Annotated in this window: 16 protein-coding genes and 1 pseudogene; 12 read left to right on the forward strand and 5 right to left on the reverse strand. The window is 67.1% G+C overall.

Translation table 11 applies throughout. The features are described 5' to 3' along the window. Nucleotides 1-91 precede the first annotated feature (91 nt). From AB0K11_RS10685 to AB0K11_RS10695, 3 genes and pseudogenes are all read left to right on the forward strand, one after another. The gene (locus AB0K11_RS10685; protein ID WP_364975669.1) at nucleotides 92-1327 is read left to right on the forward strand and encodes a cytochrome P450; all 1236 of its coding nucleotides are present in this window, start codon (nucleotides 92-94) and stop codon (nucleotides 1325-1327) included. Between the two features lie 27 nt (nucleotides 1328-1354). After that, entirely contained in the window at nucleotides 1355-1951 is a 597-nt protein-coding gene (locus AB0K11_RS10690; protein WP_364975671.1) for a TetR/AcrR family transcriptional regulator, read from the forward strand. 132 nt (nucleotides 1952-2083) lie between these two features. Next, nucleotides 2084-3409, forward strand: a pseudogene (locus AB0K11_RS10695) (DUF222 domain-containing protein); the annotation flags it as partial. A 108-nt stretch (nucleotides 3410-3517) separates the two neighbouring features. Here AB0K11_RS10695 and AB0K11_RS10700 read toward each other — a convergent pair. The 5 genes from AB0K11_RS10700 to AB0K11_RS10720 are packed head-to-tail and all read right to left on the reverse strand — an operon-like array spanning nucleotide 3518 to nucleotide 8344. Further along, nucleotides 3518-4744 (reverse strand): hypothetical protein, encoded by a 1227-nt coding sequence (locus AB0K11_RS10700; protein WP_364975673.1) that lies wholly within the window; start codon nucleotides 4742-4744, stop codon nucleotides 3518-3520. Beyond that, nucleotides 4734-5168 (reverse strand): carboxymuconolactone decarboxylase family protein, encoded by a 435-nt coding sequence (locus tag AB0K11_RS10705; protein ID WP_364976749.1) that lies wholly within the window; start codon nucleotides 5166-5168, stop codon nucleotides 4734-4736. The genes AB0K11_RS10700 and AB0K11_RS10705 overlap by 11 nt, the downstream gene beginning before the upstream one ends. Nucleotides 5169-5170: 2 nt before the next feature. Next, nucleotides 5171-6037 carry an NAD(P)-dependent oxidoreductase gene (locus AB0K11_RS10710; RefSeq protein ID WP_364975676.1) on the reverse strand — a complete coding sequence of 289 codons (867 nt, stop codon included), beginning with the start codon at nucleotides 6035-6037 and terminating at the stop codon, nucleotides 5171-5173. 60 nt (nucleotides 6038-6097) lie between these two features. Then, entirely contained in the window at nucleotides 6098-6859 is a 762-nt protein-coding gene (locus AB0K11_RS10715; RefSeq protein ID WP_364975678.1) for an SDR family oxidoreductase, read from the reverse strand. 15 nt (nucleotides 6860-6874) lie between these two features. Further along, nucleotides 6875-8344: an aldehyde dehydrogenase gene (locus AB0K11_RS10720; RefSeq protein ID WP_364975680.1), complete on the reverse strand. Its 1470-nt coding sequence runs from the start codon at nucleotides 8342-8344 to the stop codon at nucleotides 6875-6877. Nucleotides 8345-8529: 185 nt separating this feature from the next. Between AB0K11_RS10720 and AB0K11_RS10725 the strand changes: the two genes are divergently transcribed. From AB0K11_RS10725 to AB0K11_RS10765, 9 genes are all read left to right on the forward strand, one after another. Beyond that, nucleotides 8530-9141, forward strand: coding sequence for a TetR/AcrR family transcriptional regulator (locus AB0K11_RS10725; protein WP_364975683.1), 612 nt, complete (start codon nucleotides 8530-8532; stop codon nucleotides 9139-9141). Continuing rightward, on the forward strand, nucleotides 9138-10346 hold the full coding sequence (locus AB0K11_RS10730; protein WP_364975686.1) for a cytochrome P450: 1209 nt from the start codon (nucleotides 9138-9140) through the stop codon (nucleotides 10344-10346). The genes AB0K11_RS10725 and AB0K11_RS10730 overlap by 4 nt, the downstream gene beginning before the upstream one ends. A gap of 27 nt (nucleotides 10347-10373) precedes the next feature. Then, nucleotides 10374-11201 (forward strand): SDR family oxidoreductase, encoded by an 828-nt coding sequence (locus AB0K11_RS10735; RefSeq protein WP_364975688.1) that lies wholly within the window; start codon nucleotides 10374-10376, stop codon nucleotides 11199-11201. Further along, nucleotides 11198-12589 (forward strand): cytochrome P450, encoded by a 1392-nt coding sequence (locus tag AB0K11_RS10740; protein ID WP_364975691.1) that lies wholly within the window; start codon nucleotides 11198-11200, stop codon nucleotides 12587-12589. The genes AB0K11_RS10735 and AB0K11_RS10740 overlap by 4 nt, the downstream gene beginning before the upstream one ends. Nucleotides 12590-12594: 5 nt before the next feature. Next, nucleotides 12595-12801 (forward strand): ferredoxin, encoded by a 207-nt coding sequence (locus AB0K11_RS10745; protein ID WP_364975693.1) that lies wholly within the window; start codon nucleotides 12595-12597, stop codon nucleotides 12799-12801. A gap of 2 nt (nucleotides 12802-12803) precedes the next feature. Continuing rightward, nucleotides 12804-13343 carry a nuclear transport factor 2 family protein gene (locus AB0K11_RS10750; RefSeq protein ID WP_364975696.1) on the forward strand — a complete coding sequence of 180 codons (540 nt, stop codon included), beginning with the start codon at nucleotides 12804-12806 and terminating at the stop codon, nucleotides 13341-13343. A 93-nt stretch (nucleotides 13344-13436) separates the two neighbouring features. Continuing rightward, nucleotides 13437-14564 carry an NDMA-dependent alcohol dehydrogenase gene (locus AB0K11_RS10755; RefSeq protein ID WP_364975698.1) on the forward strand — a complete coding sequence of 376 codons (1128 nt, stop codon included), beginning with the start codon at nucleotides 13437-13439 and terminating at the stop codon, nucleotides 14562-14564. Nucleotide 14565: 1 nt separating this feature from the next. After that, nucleotides 14566-15003 carry a nuclear transport factor 2 family protein gene (locus AB0K11_RS10760; protein ID WP_364975700.1) on the forward strand — a complete coding sequence of 146 codons (438 nt, stop codon included), beginning with the start codon at nucleotides 14566-14568 and terminating at the stop codon, nucleotides 15001-15003. Further along, nucleotides 14999-15862: an SDR family oxidoreductase gene (locus AB0K11_RS10765; protein ID WP_364976751.1), complete on the forward strand. Its 864-nt coding sequence runs from the start codon at nucleotides 14999-15001 to the stop codon at nucleotides 15860-15862. The genes AB0K11_RS10760 and AB0K11_RS10765 overlap by 5 nt, the downstream gene beginning before the upstream one ends. Nucleotides 15863-15895 lie beyond the last annotated feature (33 nt).

Below are 15895 nucleotides of genomic sequence, written 5' to 3' on the forward strand. Positions count from 1 at the left end.
CAACCCTAACGCGCCGGTCCGGGCATACACTTGACAGCAGAGTGTATGGTCGTGGTGAACGTGGCCCGCGTCACACAAGGAGGTATTCGCCGTGACCACCATGGAGAGCCGCTGTCCGTTCGGACCCGGGTACGACTTCACCGACCCCGACGTCCTGCTCAAGGGCATCCCGGTCACCGAGTTCGCCGAACTGCGCCGCACGGCGCCGGTGTGGTGGAACGAGCAGGCCGAGTCGATCTTCGACGACGGCGGCTACTGGGTGATCAGCCGGCACGAGGACATCAAGTCGATCTCGCGCAACGGCGATCTCTGGTCGACGAACCGCAAGGGCGCGGTGATGCGGCTGCCCGAGGGTGTCACCAGCGAACAACTCGACCTGACCAAGGCGCTGCTGATCAACCACGACGCCCCGGAGCACACCCGGTTGCGCAAGATCGTCTCGCGGCTGTTCACGCCGCGGTCGGTCGCCGCACTCGAGGAGCGGCTTGCTGTCGCCGCCCGCGAGATCGTCAGCGCCGCAGCGCAGAAGGACAGCGGCAATTTCGTCGACGACATCGCGATGATCCTGCCGCTGCAGGCCATCGCCGACCTGATCGGCGTCCCGGAGGCCGACCGTGAGCGGTTGTTCCACTGGACGAACTCGATCATGAACACCGACGACCCGGACTTCGACTCGGATCCGACCACCGCCAACGCCGAATTGATGGGCTACGCCTACACGATGGCCGAGGAGCGCAGGCGCTGCCCGGCCGACGACATCGTCACGCGGCTGATCGAGGCCGACATCGACGGCGAGTCGCTCGGCGACGTCGAGTTCGCGTTCTTCGTGATCCTGCTGGCCGTGGCGGGCAACGAGACCACCCGGAATGCCATGACGCACGGCATGAATGCCTTCTTCGAGCATCCCGACCAGTGGGAGCTGTTCAAGCGCGAACGACCGAACACCGCGGTCGACGAGATCGTCCGCTGGGCCACCCCGGTGCACTGCTTTCAGCGCACCGCGCTCACCGACGTCGAGCTCGGTGGGGTGACGATCCGCGAGGGGCAGCGCGCCGGCCTCTTCTACAGCTCGGCCAACTACGACGAGGCCGTCTTCGAGGACCCGTTCCGCTTCGACATCCTGCGCGACCCGAACCCGCACCTCGGTTTCGGCGGCAACGGCGCGCACTTCTGCATCGGCGCGAACCTCGCGCGCATGGAGATCAAGCTGATCTTCAACGAGATCGCCGACCAGATACCGGACATCGCGAAGCTGGCCGAGCCACAGCGGCTGCGGTCGGGCTGGATCAACGGGGTGAAAGACCTACAGGTCAGCTATCGCGGCTGAGCGCACGGGCTGACGTACCATCGGCCCATGCGCACCCACGGCTGGTCGGGCGCGGCGCCCGCGTCCGACGAGGAGGCCGTCGCGCGCATCCTCGCCGCGGCGGGTCGGGCTATCGACGAGCGCGGCGCCGACATCAGCATCGCCGACGTGGCCCGCACCCTCGGCGTCACGCGGCAGACCGTGTACCGGTACTTCCCCAGCACCGAAGCACTTCTCGTCGAGGCGGCGGTGCACGCGGCGGCCGACTTCCTCGAGCGACTCGCCACGCACCTACAGGGCATCACCGATCCGGTCGAAGCCGTCGCCGAGGCCATCGCCACCGCGCTGGAGTGGCTACCCAAGGACAAGCACATCGGCCTGCTCGTCACCCCGGGCCGGGCCGACGCCCACAGCGAGTCGGTGACCTCCGACGTCGCCCAGCAGTTCGCGAACGCGATGCTGCGCCGGTTCGACGTCGACTGGACCGGTCTCGGCTTCACCGACCACGAACTCGACGAACTCGCCGAACACCTGCTGCGGATCATCCAGTCGTTCGTCGTCGACCCGGGCAGGCCGCCGCGCACCGGCGAGGATCTGCGGGCCTACCTGCGCCGCTGGGTGGGCGGCGCGGTGGTGCCGCGCTAGCGGGATCCTCAGCCGGTGCCGCGGGCGTCACCGACACGCCTGAAATCACCTGCATCGCAGGTGTTTCAGCTCTTCGAGACCTCACACCAAACACGTCACTGTTCCCTTATTATTCGAACATATATTCGAGTAATGAAGCCCGGCCCGGTCTGTGAAACGCTCACCGCGCTCCGTGCCGCGTACGACGCCCTAGCCGACTGCAACGTCGAAACCCTCACCCGCACAGAATTACTCGAGGTCCTCGACGAGGTGCAGACGCTAGGCTGCCAGCTCCCGAGCCAGAACCACCGTCTGCTGGCCCGCCTGCAGGCCGAGTCGACACCGCGGGAACTCGGTGCCAAGTCATGGCGTGACGTCATCGCGATCCGGTGGCGCATCTCCACCGAGGAGGCCAACCGCCGGCTCGCCGAGACGGCACTGCTGGCGCCCCGGCGAGCCCTCACCGGAGCGCCGCTGCCACCGCTGCTCGTCGCGACCGCCACCGCACAGCGACTCGGGCTCATCACCCCGGAGCACGTCACGGTGATCCGTCTCGCGATGAAGCGCATGCCCGGCTGGGTCGACACCGCCACCCGTGAACGCATCGAAGTCGCCTGGGTGCGGCACGCCGTCGGATCGGGCCCAAAGGAACTCCAGGACCAGACCGCGCGGACGCTGTTCCTGCTCGACCAGGATGGGCCGGCCCCGGACGACGAGGAGCGCGCCCGCCGCCGGGGGCTGTCAAAGGGCAGGCAGCAACACGACGCCATGACCGAGATGAAGGCGAACCTCACCCCCGAAGCCTGGGCGGTGTGGGAGGTCTTGTTCGCGCGATACGCAGCACCCGGCATGTGCAACCCGGCGAACCTCGCCCCGTGCACGTCAGGCACACCGACGCAGGCGCAGATCGACGGCGACACCCGCAGCATCGAGCAACGCCGCCACGACGCCTTCGAGTTCATCGGTCGCGCTGCCCTCGACAAGGGCGAACTCGGCCGGCTCAACGGCCTCCCCACCGCGATCATCGTGCGGACCACGCTGCAGGAGCTGCGCACCCTGGCCGGCATCGGCATCACCGGTGGCGGCACTGCACTCCCGATCGCCGACGTCCTACGGATGGCAGCGCACGCCAACGCCACCAACTACCTCGCCGTGTTCGACGACGCCACCGGATCCACACTCGAACTGTTCAGAACCCGGCGGACTGCCTCGGTGGCCCAGCGCCTTGCGCTGATCGCCCGCGACGGTGGCTGCACCAAACCCGGCTGCGCGGTGCCCGCCTACGGCGCCCAGGTCCACCACGCCGCGAAGGATTGGACCGCCGGCGGCGACACCAATGTCGACGACCTCGGCCTGGCGTGCGGGCCGGACAATCGCGCCGTCGGCCCCGGCGGCTGGACCACCCTGCTCAACCACCGGCACGAAGTCGAATGGATACCTCCGGCCGGACTCGATACCGGGCAGAAGCGCACCAACGGCTAGCACCACCCCGAGAAACTGCTCCTACCACTCGAGGGGGATGACGCGCGGCCGGCCGCCGAGGACGAACCCGGAAGACCGGAACCACCCGGCACCACAGCGGCCTAGCTACACCACGGTGAGCGGCAGCGACTTGCGGTCCTCGAACACCCAGCTCGCGCCCCCGCTGAACTTGGTGACCGCGACCTCCCCCAGCTCCTTCGACGGAGTGTCGGTCTCGACGAAGCGCACCGTCCAGTCCGACTGCGTGCCGGTCACTTCCGCCCGCAGATGAGGGTCGACCGCCGCGGCGATCGCCTGCAGCGGCTTGTCCGCGACCGGTGACACCAGCGAGATCCAAGACCCGTCCTCGTGGGCGGGCGAGGGTCGCACATGCACGAACCCCGGGTCGACATCGGCCCACACGTAGGCGGCGGGGTTGAGCAGCGGATGCAACTCGAGCACCCGCAGCACTCCCTTGACGTCACTGGACAACTTGAGCGCCTTGTGAATTCGCTCTGCTGCGACTCCGGCTATGCCGATCAGCTGTTTGGTGCGGATCGACTCTGCCAGCGCCGCATCATCCTTCGCCCGCGCCTCGACCGCCAGCTTGAACGAAAAGACGAGCAGGTGCATCTGCAGGCACACCTCGTCGGCGATCCGCACGAGCGCCGAGTGCGAGAACGCACCGAAGTCGACGTCGGCCAGCAACGGACCCGAATAGTCCGCCATGCCCTCGTCCTCGCGGTCGATCGAGTCCAGCTCGGTGTGGTGTGCATGGGTGGCGGCGACGACGTCCATCGCGGGAATGAACGGCACCTCCGGGTAGGACTCGTCGATGATCACCGTCCACCGGCAGTGCGGGTGCTGATCGGCCGACGCCCTCGGCGGCCGGTGGATCGGCCGCACCTGAGCCTTGCGGTTGGTGGCCAGCGCGGTGGCGTCGAACGTCGGGTCCTCGATGTCGTGACACATCCCGTGCACGTAGTCCTCGCCCATCGGCTCGACGTCGAGCAGCGCCCCGCAGTGGTTCAGGTAGAACTCGCCGTGCCACCGGTCGTGCACCACGTACCGGAAGTCCATGAACTGCGGCGGCGCGCCGATGTCGAGTTGTAGACCCTTGAAGAGGGTGAAGATGTCCACACCCTCGTAGTTGAGCGCCTTCTGCATCCGCCTGGTGTACAGCGGACTCGACGCCGCCCACTCCTCGATGGCGACCTGCAACATCTCCTCGCGTCCCCACGCGCTGATGCAGTGCGCCATGCCCGACCGGTCGATCAGCTGGCCGATCAACAGCAGCTCGGGCACCAGCACCGCGAGTTCCTCGCGCGAGAGCGCCGCGTACCTACTCATCATCGAGCTTGCTTCCCGAGTGCATGTTCAGCGCGGCGTTGACGTTGGCCTTCTTGTCCTCACCTTTTTCCGCGGTCTTCCTGCGCTGCTTGGCCACCTTCGTCACCACACCGTCGAGCTTGGAACCCAGCGGGAAACCGAGGTAGTGGGTCAAGAAGATCGCCATCTCCTTGAGCTCCTCCTCGGTGAGCTCCTCGTTGGCGAGCGCGGCATTGGCCTGTATCTCGGCGAGATCCGAGATACCAAGCGCCGTAACGACGGTCAGCGTCATGATCCGCTTGTCGCGCATCGACAGTCCGGGACGCGTCCAGATCGTCCCGAACAGGTGGTCGGCGGTCAGCGCGAAGTAGTCGCCGGGCATGTCCGGCATCTCCCAGCCGTAGACCTCGTTCATCTTGTCGAGACCCTTGCGGCGCAGCTCGTCCATGCTCATTCCTCCGTGCTGGATTCGACGTGCGGGACACCCAATCCGTCGGCGAGGTGGTCCAGCGCCACCCGCGCCAGCGGAAGGTCGACCGACACCGACTCCCCCAGCGCGAGCGCGAGGCTGAGATCCTTCTCTCCCAGACCGCGGGCGTGCAGGAACGGCTCGTACAGGAAGTGGTCGTGATCGAGCGGGCGCATGTCGTCGCGCACCATGATCGCGCCGGCGCCACTGGTCAGCGCATCGGTGTGACGCACCACCCGGCCCAGCTGCTGCAGGTCGATGCCCGCCTGCTCGGCCAGCCGCATCGCCTCACACGCCGCCGCATACGAGGTGAACGTCAACATGTTGCGCGCCAGCTTCATCCGCGTCCCGGCACCTGGCCCTCCCGCGTGGATCACCATCGAGGCGAACTGCTTGAAGGCAGGCTTGATGCGTTCGTACACCTCGCGGTCGGCGCCCACCATCACCGCGAGTTCACCCTTGCCTGCGGCCGCCCCGCCACCGCTGACCGGGGCGTCGACGATGTGGATGTCCTGCGGCCGGAGCTGCTCGGAGAGTTCGACGGCGGTCTCCGGGCTGATCGTCGAGTGGATCGCGATGACGGTCCCCGGCTTCGCGTGCTCGGCCAGCTCGGCCACCACCTGGCGCACCTGCGCGTCGTTGAGCACGGTGACGCTGATGATGTCGGCGCTCGCCACGTCGGCCACGCTGTCGGCCACCGACGCGCCCGCTTCGACCAGCGGGGTCATCGCGTCGGTGCGCACGTCGAACACGGTCAGCCCGCCGGGCCACTCGACCAGCCGGCCGGCCATCGGCGCGCCCATGTTGCCCAGCCCGATATAGCCGTACCGGGGCTGCTCGTCGGTCATCGTTGTTTCCTCTTCGCGCAAGCGCTCATCAGTACCCTCTGTTCTTCGCGCAAGCGCTCATCAGCGGATGATCTGTCCGCCGTCGACATTGAAGATCTGACCGGTGACCCACTTGGCCTGATCCGACAGCAGGAACAGGCACATGCCGGTCAGGTCGTCCACTTCGCCCATGCGGGACAACGGGATTCCCTTGACGATGTCGGCGACCATCTCCTGCGGCGTGGTGGTGCGATTGGCCTCGGTGTCGATGGGCCCCGGTGCGATCGCGTTGACGCGGATGTTCTGCCCGCCGAGTTCGGTGGCCAGCTGCTGGGTGAGGCCGTTGATGCCGACCTTGGCCAGGCCGTAGAAGTTCGAGTAGAGCCACGCCGCGGTCGACGACTGGTTGACGATCGCGCCGCCGCCGCGCTTGGCCATCTTGCGGTACACCGCCCGCGTGCACACCAGCGCGCCGTCCATGTTCACGCTCATGAACTTCTTGTAGTAGTCCCAGTCGACGGTGATCAGGAAGTCCAGCTTCATCCCACCGAAGATGGCCGCGTTGTTCACCAGGTAGTCGATCCCGCCGAACTCCGAGAGCGTCTGAGCCGCCATCTCTTTCGCGGAGTCCGGGTCGGAGACGTCGACACGCACCGCGAGCGCGTTGCCGCCTTCGCCCTTGATGCCGTCGGCCACCTTCGCCGCGCCCTCGGTGTTGATGTCGGCGACGACGACCGCCGCGCCCTCACGTGCCAGCGCCTCGGCGTACGCCTGGCCGATGCCGCCGCCGGCACCGGTGACGATCGCCACCTTGTCCTTGAACTGATCTCCGTAGAGTCCCATCCCGGTCTCCGCTTTCTACTTCGCTGCCTTGGCGATCGCCTTGATCTCGAGGTACTCCTCGAAGCCGGCGAGTCCCATCTCCCGGCCGATGCCGGACTGCTTGTAACCACCGAACGGCATGTCCGCCGAATACCAGACCCCACCGTTGATGTTGACCGTGCCGACACGCAGCCGGGCGGCGATGCCTGCGGCACGATCCTCGTCCGCCGAGAACACGGTGCCGGACAGGCCGAAGGGCGAGTCGTTGGCGATGCGGACGGCGTCGTCGTCGCCGTCGTGGGCGATCACCGTCAGCACCGGCCCGAAGATCTCCTCGCGCGCCACCTTCGCACTGTTGTCGAGGCCCGCGATCACCGTCGGCTCGATGAAGAAGCCGGTGTCACGGTCGGCGGGACTGCCACCACCGCAGGCGAATCGGCCGCCCTCGGCGACAGCGGAGTCCAGGTAGGCCTGGATCCGGTCGCGCTGGCGCGCGGAGATCACCGGCCCGCAGATGGTGCCCGGCTTGTTCGGATCGCCGGGCTTCAACCCGCCCATGGTGGCGGCGGCCGCCTCGACGGCCTCGTCGTACCGGGAGCGGGGCACCACCAGGCGCGTGGTGATCGCGCAGCCCTGACCGGCGTGCATCGACGCGGTGAACGCCGCCATCGAGCATGCGCCCGCCAGGTCGGCGTCGTCGAGCACAAGGAACGCCGACTTGCCGCCCAGTTCCAGGAAGACCTTCTTCAGCGTGGCCGCGCCGTCGGACATCACGGCCCGCCCGGTGTTCGTCGACCCGGTGAACGACACCATGTCGACGCGCGGGTCCTTCGACAGCAGCGCGCCCACCGCATGATCGCTCGACGTGACGATGTTGAGCACGCCCGGCGGGAAGTCGGTGTGCTCGGTGATCAACTCGCCGAGCACGGCTGCCGCCCACGGTGTGTCGGGCGCGGGCTTGAGCACCAGCGTGTTTCCCGCCGCGAGGGCCGGCCCCACCTTGGCGAGGTTGATCTGATGCGGGAAGTTCCACGGTGTGATGGCGCCGACGACGCCGACCGCCTCCCTGGCGATCGTGCGGTGGGTCTTGATGCCCATCGGTGACGCGACACCCAGATCGGATGTCCACTCGTAGGACTGCGCGGTGTCCGCGCAGAAGCTGAGGTCCTCCACCGGACCCTCGAGCTGAGCGGCCGCCGTCAGCATCCGCGGCGCGCCCACCTCGGCGATGGTCAGCTCCCGAAGTTCTTCCACGTGGTCGCGCATCGCCTGCTGCAGCTGCCGGATGCACCGGACGCGCAGCTCGACGTCGGTCGACCAGCCGGTGTCGTCGAAGGCCCGGCGGGCGGCCTCGATGGCTGCGCCCATGTCCTCGGCCGTCGCGTCCGCCGCGACACCGAGCGTCTCCTCGGTGGCGGGGTTGACCGTGGCGAACGTGCCGCCGCTCCCGGTCACCAACTTGCCGTCGACCAGCAGCCGACTCTCTCGATCGCCCAGCAGCGTCATCCGCACTCCCGTCTCGTCACTGGACAACTGTCCGGCGCTGTTCCGTCGAACCATAGCCGTCGGCCCGGCCACGCCGCAAGAGCCGGCCACCCGCGGCGCAGTGACGGTACCCGAAAACCGCATGCACACGGCCAATTTGCGGTTGCCGCTTGCCTCTCGGCACGGGGGTCGGATAACTTGGACATGTGTCCAGTGATGCAGTGGTCGCGATCACAGACGGCAGCTCGCCGGCCGAGGTGGTCAAGGCGCCGCGCAATCGCCGCCAGGAGGAGACCTTCCGCAAGGTGCTCACCGCCGGGGTCGAGATGCTGCGCGAGTCGTCGTATGCGGATCTGACCGTCCGCGCGGTGGCGGCGCGGGCCAAGGTGGCGCCGGCCACCGCCTACACGTACTTCTCGTCGAAGAACCACCTGATCGCCGAGGTCTACCTCGACCTGATCAAGAAGGTGCCGTTCTTCACCGACGTGAACGAGCCCATGCAGGCGCGCGTCGCGCAGGCGCTGCGTGCGATGGCCCTGACGGTGGCCGACGAGCCCGAGGTGGCCGCGGCGTGCACCACCGCACTGCTCACCGGTACCGACCCGACCGTCCGCCAGGTGCGCGACCGCATCGGCGCCGAGATCCACCGCCGCATCCGCTCCGCGGTCGGCCCGGACGCCGACCCGCGCGCGGTCGCCGCCCTGGAGATGACCTTCTTCGGCGCGCTGGTCAACGCGGGCAGCGGCGCCTTCACCTACCACCAGATCGCCGATCGGCTCTCCTATGTCGTCGGCCTCATCCTCGGAGAAGACACGTGACCGTTTCAGACGTCGTACTGGACCCGTACGACTACGACTTCCACGAGGATCCGTACCCGTACTACCAGCGTCTGCGCGACGAGGCCCCGCTGTACCGCAACGAGGCACTCGGATTCTGGGCGCTGTCGCGCCACACCGACGTGCTGCAGGGCTTCCGCAACAGCACCACGCTGTCGAACAAGTTCGGCGTCTCCCTGGATCCGGCGTCCCGTGGGCCGCACGCCGCCAAGACGATGTCCTTCCTGGCGATGGACGACCCCGCGCACCTCCGGCTGCGCACCCTGGTGTCCAAGGGCTTCACGCCGCGTCGCATCCGTGAACTGGAACCGCGGGTCACCGAGATCGCGGTACAGCACCTCGACGCGATGATGGAGAAGGCCGACGGCGACGCGACCGTCGACTACGTGAACGAGTTCGCGGGCAAGCTGCCGATGGATGTCATCTCCGAGTTGATGGGGGTGCCGCAACCCGACCGCGACCAGGTCAGGGCGTGGGCCGACGGGGTGATGCACCGCGACGACGGCGTGACCGATGTGCCGCCCGAGGCGATCGAGGCGTCCCTCAACCTGATCGTCTACTACCAGGAGATGGTCGCCCAGCGCCGGAAGAATCCCACCGACGACCTGACGACAGCACTGCTCGAGGCGGAGATCGACGGTGACCGGCTCACCGACGACGAGATTCTCGGCTTCATGTTCCTGATGGTGATCGCCGGCAACGAGACGACCACCAAACTGCTTGCCAACGCGGCCTTCTGGGGGCACAAGAACCCCGACCAGCTCCAGCCGGTCTACCAGGAGGAGTCACGGATCCCGCTGTGGGTCGAGGAGACGCTGCGCTACGACACCTCCAGCCAGATCCTGGCCCGCACCGTGGCCGGTGATTTGACGCTGTACGACACCACCATCCCCGACGGCGACGTGCTGCTGCTGTTGCCCGGATCCGCGCACCGCGACGAGCGGGTCTTCGATAGGCCCGACGACTTCGTCATCGGCCGCGAGATCGGTTCGAAGCTGATGAGTTTCGGCTCCGGCGCGCACTTCTGCCTCGGTGCCCACCTGGCTCGCATGGAAGCGCGCGTCGCGCTGGCCGAGCTCTTCAAACGAATCCGCGGATACGAGGTCGACGAGGCCAACGCCGTCCGCGTCCACTCGAGCAATGTCCGCGGATTCGCCCACCTGCCCATGACCCTTCAGCCCCGCTGACACGTCCGCCCGAGAGGCTCCCGTTCCATGCCACGTTTCGCCCCACTTCCCGAACGCCGACCCGCCATCGTGGCCGGCGCCTCCTCAGGCATCGGTGAGGCCACCGCCATCGAGTTGGCCGCCCACGGCTTCCCGGTCGCGCTCGGCGCCCGCCGGGTGGAGAAGCTCGAGGACCTGGTCGGAAAGATCAACGCCGAGGGCGGCGAAGCCGTCGGCTTCCACCTCGACGTCACCGACCCCAACTCGGTGAAGTCGTTTGTGACGCAGTCGATCGACGCGCTCGGTGACATCGAGGTGCTGGTGGCCGGCGCCGGTGACACCTATTTCGGCAAGCTGGCCGAGATCGGCACCGACGAGTTCGAGTCGCAACTGCAGATCCACCTCGTCGGCGCGAACCGGCTGGCCGCCGCGGTGCTGCCCGGCATGCTCGAGCGTCAGCGCGGTGATCTCATCTTCGTGGGATCCGATGTGGCGCTTCGGCAGCGACCGCACATGGGCGCCTACGGCGCCGCGAAGGCCGCGCTGGTGGCCATGGTGAACAACTTCCAGATGGAGCTCGAGGGCACCGGCGTTCGCGCCTCGATCGTCCACCCCGGGCCCACCAAGACCTCGATGGGCTGGAGCCTGCCCGCCGACAAGATCGGGCCCGCGCTCGAGGACTGGGCCAAGTGGGGACAGGCCCGCCACGACTACTTCCTTCGCGCGTCGGATCTCGCGCGCGCCATCACCTTCGTCGCCGAGACACCGCGCGGCGGATACATCGCCAACATGGAACTCCAGCCCGAAGCACCGCTGGCCGACGCGCCCGCCGACCGTCAACAGCTGAAGCTGAACGAGGAGAACTTGAAGCCATGACCACTGCCATCGTTCCCCGCGTCTCGGGCGGGGAAGAGGAGCACGGCCACCTCGAAGAGTTCCGCACCGACCCGATCGGCCTGATGAAGCGGATCCGGGAGGAGTGCGGTGACGTCGGCTGGTTCCAGCTCGCCGACAAGCAGGTCGTCATGCTGTCCGGATCCGAGGCCAACGAGTTCTTCTTCCGCTCCAGCGACAGCGAGCTCAACCAGGCCGAGGCCTACCCGTTCATGACACCGATCTTCGGCGAGGGCGTGGTGTTCGACGCCGACCCCGAACGTCGCGCGGAGATGCTGCACAACACCGCACTTCGCGGTGAGCAGATGAAGGGCCACGCCGCCACCATCGAGAACGAAGTCAAGAAGATGGTCGCCGGATGGGGGGACGAAGGCGAGATCGAGCTGCTCGACTTCTTCTCCGAGCTCACCATCTACACCTCGACGGCCTGCCTGATCGGGTTGAAGTTCCGCGAGCAGCTCGACAGCCGGTTCGCCCACTACTACCACCAGCTCGAACGCGGCACCGACCCGCTGTGCTACGTCGACCCCTACCTCGACATCGACAGCTTCCGCATCCGCGACGAGTCGCGGGTGAAACTCGTTGCGCTGGTGCAGGAAATCATGGACGCACGCATCGCGAACCCGCCTGCGGACAAGGCCGACCGCGACCTGCTCGACGTGCTGGTGTCGATCAAGGACGACGACGGCAACCCGCGCTTCACCGCCAACGAGGTGACGGGGATGTTCATCTCGCTGATGTTCGCGGGCCACCACACCAGCTCGGGCACATCGGCGTGGACGCTGATCGAACTGATCCGCCACGCCGATACCTACGCCGAGGTGCGGGCAGAGCTCGACGACCTCTATGCCGACGGCCAGGAGGTGAGTTTCCACGCGCTGCGCCAGATCCCGAAGCTGGACAACGTGGTCAAGGAGACACTGCGCCTGCATCCGCCGCTGATCATCCTGATGCGGGTCGCGCAGGACGAGTTCGAGGTGAAGGGCTTCCCGATCCACAAGGGTGACTTCGTCGCGGCGTCACCGGCGATCTCCAACCGGATCGCCGAGGACTTCCCCGACCCCGACGCGTTCAACCCCGATCGCTACAACAAGCCCGAGCAGGCCGACGTCGCCAACCGATGGACCTGGATCCCCTTCGGCGCCGGCAAGCACCGCTGCGTCGGCGCGGCGTTCGCCCAGATGCAGATCAAGGCGATCTTCTCGGTGTTGTTGCGCGAGTACGAGTTCGAAATGGCCCAGCCCGCGGAGAGCTACCACAACGACCACTCGAAGATGGTCGTGCAGCTGGCCCAGCCGGCGAAGGTGCGCTACCGCAAGCGCGCTGCCGGTGGGCAGGAGCGCAGTGACCGGGGAATCGGAGAGGTCTGATCCGCATGGGTTGCTATCGAGTCGTGCTCGACGATGACCTGTGCCAGGGCCACGCGATGTGCGAACTGGAGGCTCCCGACGTGTTCACGGTGCCCAAACGCGGCGTCGTCCAGATCCTGGACCCCGAACCACCCGACGAGCTCCGCGATGCCGTGGAGCTGGCTGTCGACATGTGCCCTACCCGAGCAATATCCATCGAAGAGAAGGACTGACAATGGCGTCACGTGAACAGCTCGAAAACTGGGTCGAACGCTGGCTGCAGGCCAACAAGGACGCCGAGAAGGCCGGTGACTGGAAGCCGTTGGCCGACTTCTACACCGACGACGCGACCTACGGCTGGAACATCGGACCCAAAGAGGATGTGATGTGCGTCGGGAAGGACGAGATCCGCGACACCGCACTCGGTCTGGAGATGGAGGGCCTGGAGAACTGGTACTACGAATACCAGAAGGTGCTGATCGACGACAAGCAGAACGAGATCGTCGGCTTCTGGAAGCAGATCGTCAACAAGAGTGACGGCACCCAGGACGAGATCTACGGCATCGGCGGCAGCTGGTTCCGGCTTAATGACGATCTGCTGATCGAGTGGCAGCGCGACTTCTTCGACTTCGGTCACGTGCAGAAGATGTTCATGAAGCTCATCGAGTCCGGCGACCTCAGCCCGACGATGCAGAAGCGCATCGAGCGCAGCGTGGCGGGCGAGAAACTGCCCGGCTACTACCCCCTCGGCCACGCCCCCGTCCCGATCTGGTGACTCCCGGCCAAGCAGTTGCTTGGGGGTGGGTGTGACGCACCTAACTAATGCCTCTAGTCTGTGCTCACCGGCTCTATTGGAAGGCAGCTTTTGATGAAGACAAAAGGCGCTCTCATCTGGGAGTTCAACCAGCCGTGGTCGATCGAGGAGATCGAGATCGGAGACCCCGTCAAGGACGAGGTCAAGATCCAGATGGAAGCGTCGGGCATGTGCCACTCCGACCACCATCTGGTCACCGGAGACATCCCGATGGCCGGCTTCCCGGTGCTCGGCGGCCACGAAGGCGCAGGCATCGTCACCGAGGTCGGTCCCGGAGTCGAGGACATCGCGCCCGGCGATCACGTGGTGCTCTCGTTCATCCCGTCGTGTGGCCGGTGTCCGTCGTGTCAGGCCGGACTGCGCAACCTCTGCGACCTCGGCGCGGGACTGCTCGGCGGCCTCGCGGTGTCCGACAACACCCATCGCATCCACGCCAAGGGTCAGCCCGTCATCCCGATGACACTGCTGGGCACGTTCAGCCCGTACATGGTGGTGCACAAGAGCTCCGTGGTGAAGATCGATCCGTCCATCCCGTTCGAGGTGGCCTGCCTGGTCGGCTGCGGTGTCACCACCGGCTACGGCTCGGCGACCCGCACCGCGGACATCCGCCCGGGTGACGACGTCGCCGTGATCGGTGTCGGCGGCGTGGGCATGTCGGCGCTGCAGGGTGCCGTCAACGCAGGCGCGCGCAACATCTTCGTCATCGAGCCCGTGGAGTGGAAGCGCGACGCCGCGCTGAAGTTCGGTGCCACGCATACCTATCCGGACCTCGAGTCGGCCTTCGCCGGCATCGCCGAGGTCACCTGGGGCCTGATGGCCAAGAAGGTGATCGTCACCGTCGGCGAGTTGAAGGGTGCCGACGTCGACAGCTACGTCAACCTCACCTCCAAGGGTGGCACCTGCGTGCTGACCGCGATCGGCAGCCTGCTCGACACCAACGTGACGCTGAACCTGGCGATGCTTACACTGATGCAGAAGAACCTGCAGGGCACCATCTTCGGTGGCGGCAACCCGCACTACGACATTCCGCAGCTGCTGTCGATGTACAAGGCGGGCAAGCTCAACCTCGACGACATGATCACCCGGCAGTACAAGCTCGAACAGATCAACGACGGGTACAAGGACATGCTCGAGGGCCGCAACATCCGCGGCATCATCCGCTACACCGACGCGGACCGCTGACATGAGCACCGACACCGCCCAGCAGACGCCGGTGGTGACCGCGTCGGAGTCGTCATGGCGCTGCGTGCAGGCCGGCGACAAGGACGGCTGGCTGGCCCTGATGGCCGACGACGTGGTGCTCGAGGATCCGATCGGTCAGGCGGTCACCAACCCGGACGGCAACGGGGTGCGGGGCAAGCAGGCGGTGTCGGAGTTCTTCGACGCCAACATCGGCCCCAACCAGCTGACCGTCACCCGGGAGGCGACGTTCGCGTCCAGTTCCCCGACGGAGATCGCCTACATCCTGGTGCTGCGCACCCGCTTCCCCAACGGCTTCGTCGCCACGGTGCGGGGCGTCTTCACCTACCGGGTGAACGACGACGGCCTGATCACGAATTTGCGCGGCTACTGGAACATGGAGGACTCGATGGAGTTCAGCCAGGAGGGCGAGGGCGATTAGCGCCGGCCCGCTCGACGGGCGTGGCGCAGTCGTCGTCGGCGGCTCGCGGGGTGTCGGCCTCGCGGTGGCCTCGCTGCTCGCCGCGCACGGCGCGGGGGTGGTGCTCAATGGCCGGGACCGTGATGCGGTCGCGGCTGCGGCGCAAGGGATTCCGGGTGCACACGGTGTCGCCGGCTCACCCGCGGACCCCGCCGTGGCCGACGCACTCGTCGACGCGTGTGTGCAGGAGTTCGGGCGTATCGACATCCTGGTGAACTGTGCGGGCACGGCCGAGCCGCCCGGGTCGTCCATCCTCACGGTCAGCAGCGGCGAGTTCCGCGACCTGCTCGACGCGCATCTCGGCACGGTGTTCGAGACGTGCCGGGCGGCCGCGCCGAGGATGGTCGCCCAGGGCGGGGGCGCGATCGTCAACACCAGTTCGTTCGCGTTCCTCGGCGACTACGGCGGCACCGGCTACCCGGCCGGCAAGGGCGCGGTCAACGGGCTCACCCTGGCGATCGCGGCGGAACTCGAGGGGAAGGGCGTTCGGGCGAATGTCGTCTGCCCGGGCGCGAAGACCAGGCTGTCGACGGGTCCGGAGTACGAGGCGCACATCGCCGACCTGAACCGGCGCGGCCTGCTCGACGACGTCAGCATGCAGGGCGCCCTCGACGCCGCGCCGCCGGAATACGTCGCCCCGACCTACGCCTACCTGGTCAGCGACCGGGCCCGCGACATCACCGGCCGCATCTTCATCGCCGCAGGCGGCTTCGTCGGCGAATTCGCCCGGCCCTCCCCCGGTTTCATCGGCTACCGCGATCACCACGACTCGCCGCCGTGGACGCTCGACGAATTGGACGCGCTGGTCGGCTCACGCTGACCGCCGACACTACGGTTGTTGGCGGATCTACCC

The organism is Mycobacterium sp. NPDC050551 (assembly GCF_040674075.1).
Classification (GTDB): Bacteria; Actinomycetota; Actinomycetes; order Mycobacteriales; family Mycobacteriaceae; genus Mycobacterium.

What these genes read in the sequence shown, in the direction of transcription:
- AB0K11_RS10700 (WP_364975673.1), bottom strand. Translation starts at nt 4,744, where the DNA reads ATGATGAGTAGGTACGCGGCGCTCTCGCGCGAGGAACTCGCGGTGCTG.
- AB0K11_RS10750 (WP_364975696.1), top strand. Translation starts at nt 12,804, where the DNA reads ATGGCGTCACGTGAACAGCTCGAAAACTGGGTCGAACGCTGGCTGCAG.
- AB0K11_RS10720 (WP_364975680.1), bottom strand. Translation starts at nt 8,344, where the DNA reads ATGACGCTGCTGGGCGATCGAGAGAGTCGGCTGCTGGTCGACGGCAAG.
- AB0K11_RS10760 (WP_364975700.1), top strand. Translation starts at nt 14,566, where the DNA reads ATGAGCACCGACACCGCCCAGCAGACGCCGGTGGTGACCGCGTCGGAG.
- AB0K11_RS10690 (WP_364975671.1), top strand. Translation starts at nt 1,355, where the DNA reads ATGCGCACCCACGGCTGGTCGGGCGCGGCGCCCGCGTCCGACGAGGAG.
- AB0K11_RS10745 (WP_364975693.1), top strand. Translation starts at nt 12,595, where the DNA reads ATGGGTTGCTATCGAGTCGTGCTCGACGATGACCTGTGCCAGGGCCAC.
- AB0K11_RS10755 (WP_364975698.1), top strand. Translation starts at nt 13,437, where the DNA reads ATGAAGACAAAAGGCGCTCTCATCTGGGAGTTCAACCAGCCGTGGTCG.
- AB0K11_RS10740 (WP_364975691.1), top strand. Translation starts at nt 11,198, where the DNA reads ATGACCACTGCCATCGTTCCCCGCGTCTCGGGCGGGGAAGAGGAGCAC.
- AB0K11_RS10735 (WP_364975688.1), top strand. Translation starts at nt 10,374, where the DNA reads ATGCCACGTTTCGCCCCACTTCCCGAACGCCGACCCGCCATCGTGGCC.
- AB0K11_RS10715 (WP_364975678.1), bottom strand. Translation starts at nt 6,859, where the DNA reads ATGGGACTCTACGGAGATCAGTTCAAGGACAAGGTGGCGATCGTCACC.
- AB0K11_RS10710 (WP_364975676.1), bottom strand. Translation starts at nt 6,037, where the DNA reads ATGACCGACGAGCAGCCCCGGTACGGCTATATCGGGCTGGGCAACATG.
- AB0K11_RS10705 (WP_364976749.1), bottom strand. Translation starts at nt 5,168, where the DNA reads ATGGACGAGCTGCGCCGCAAGGGTCTCGACAAGATGAACGAGGTCTAC.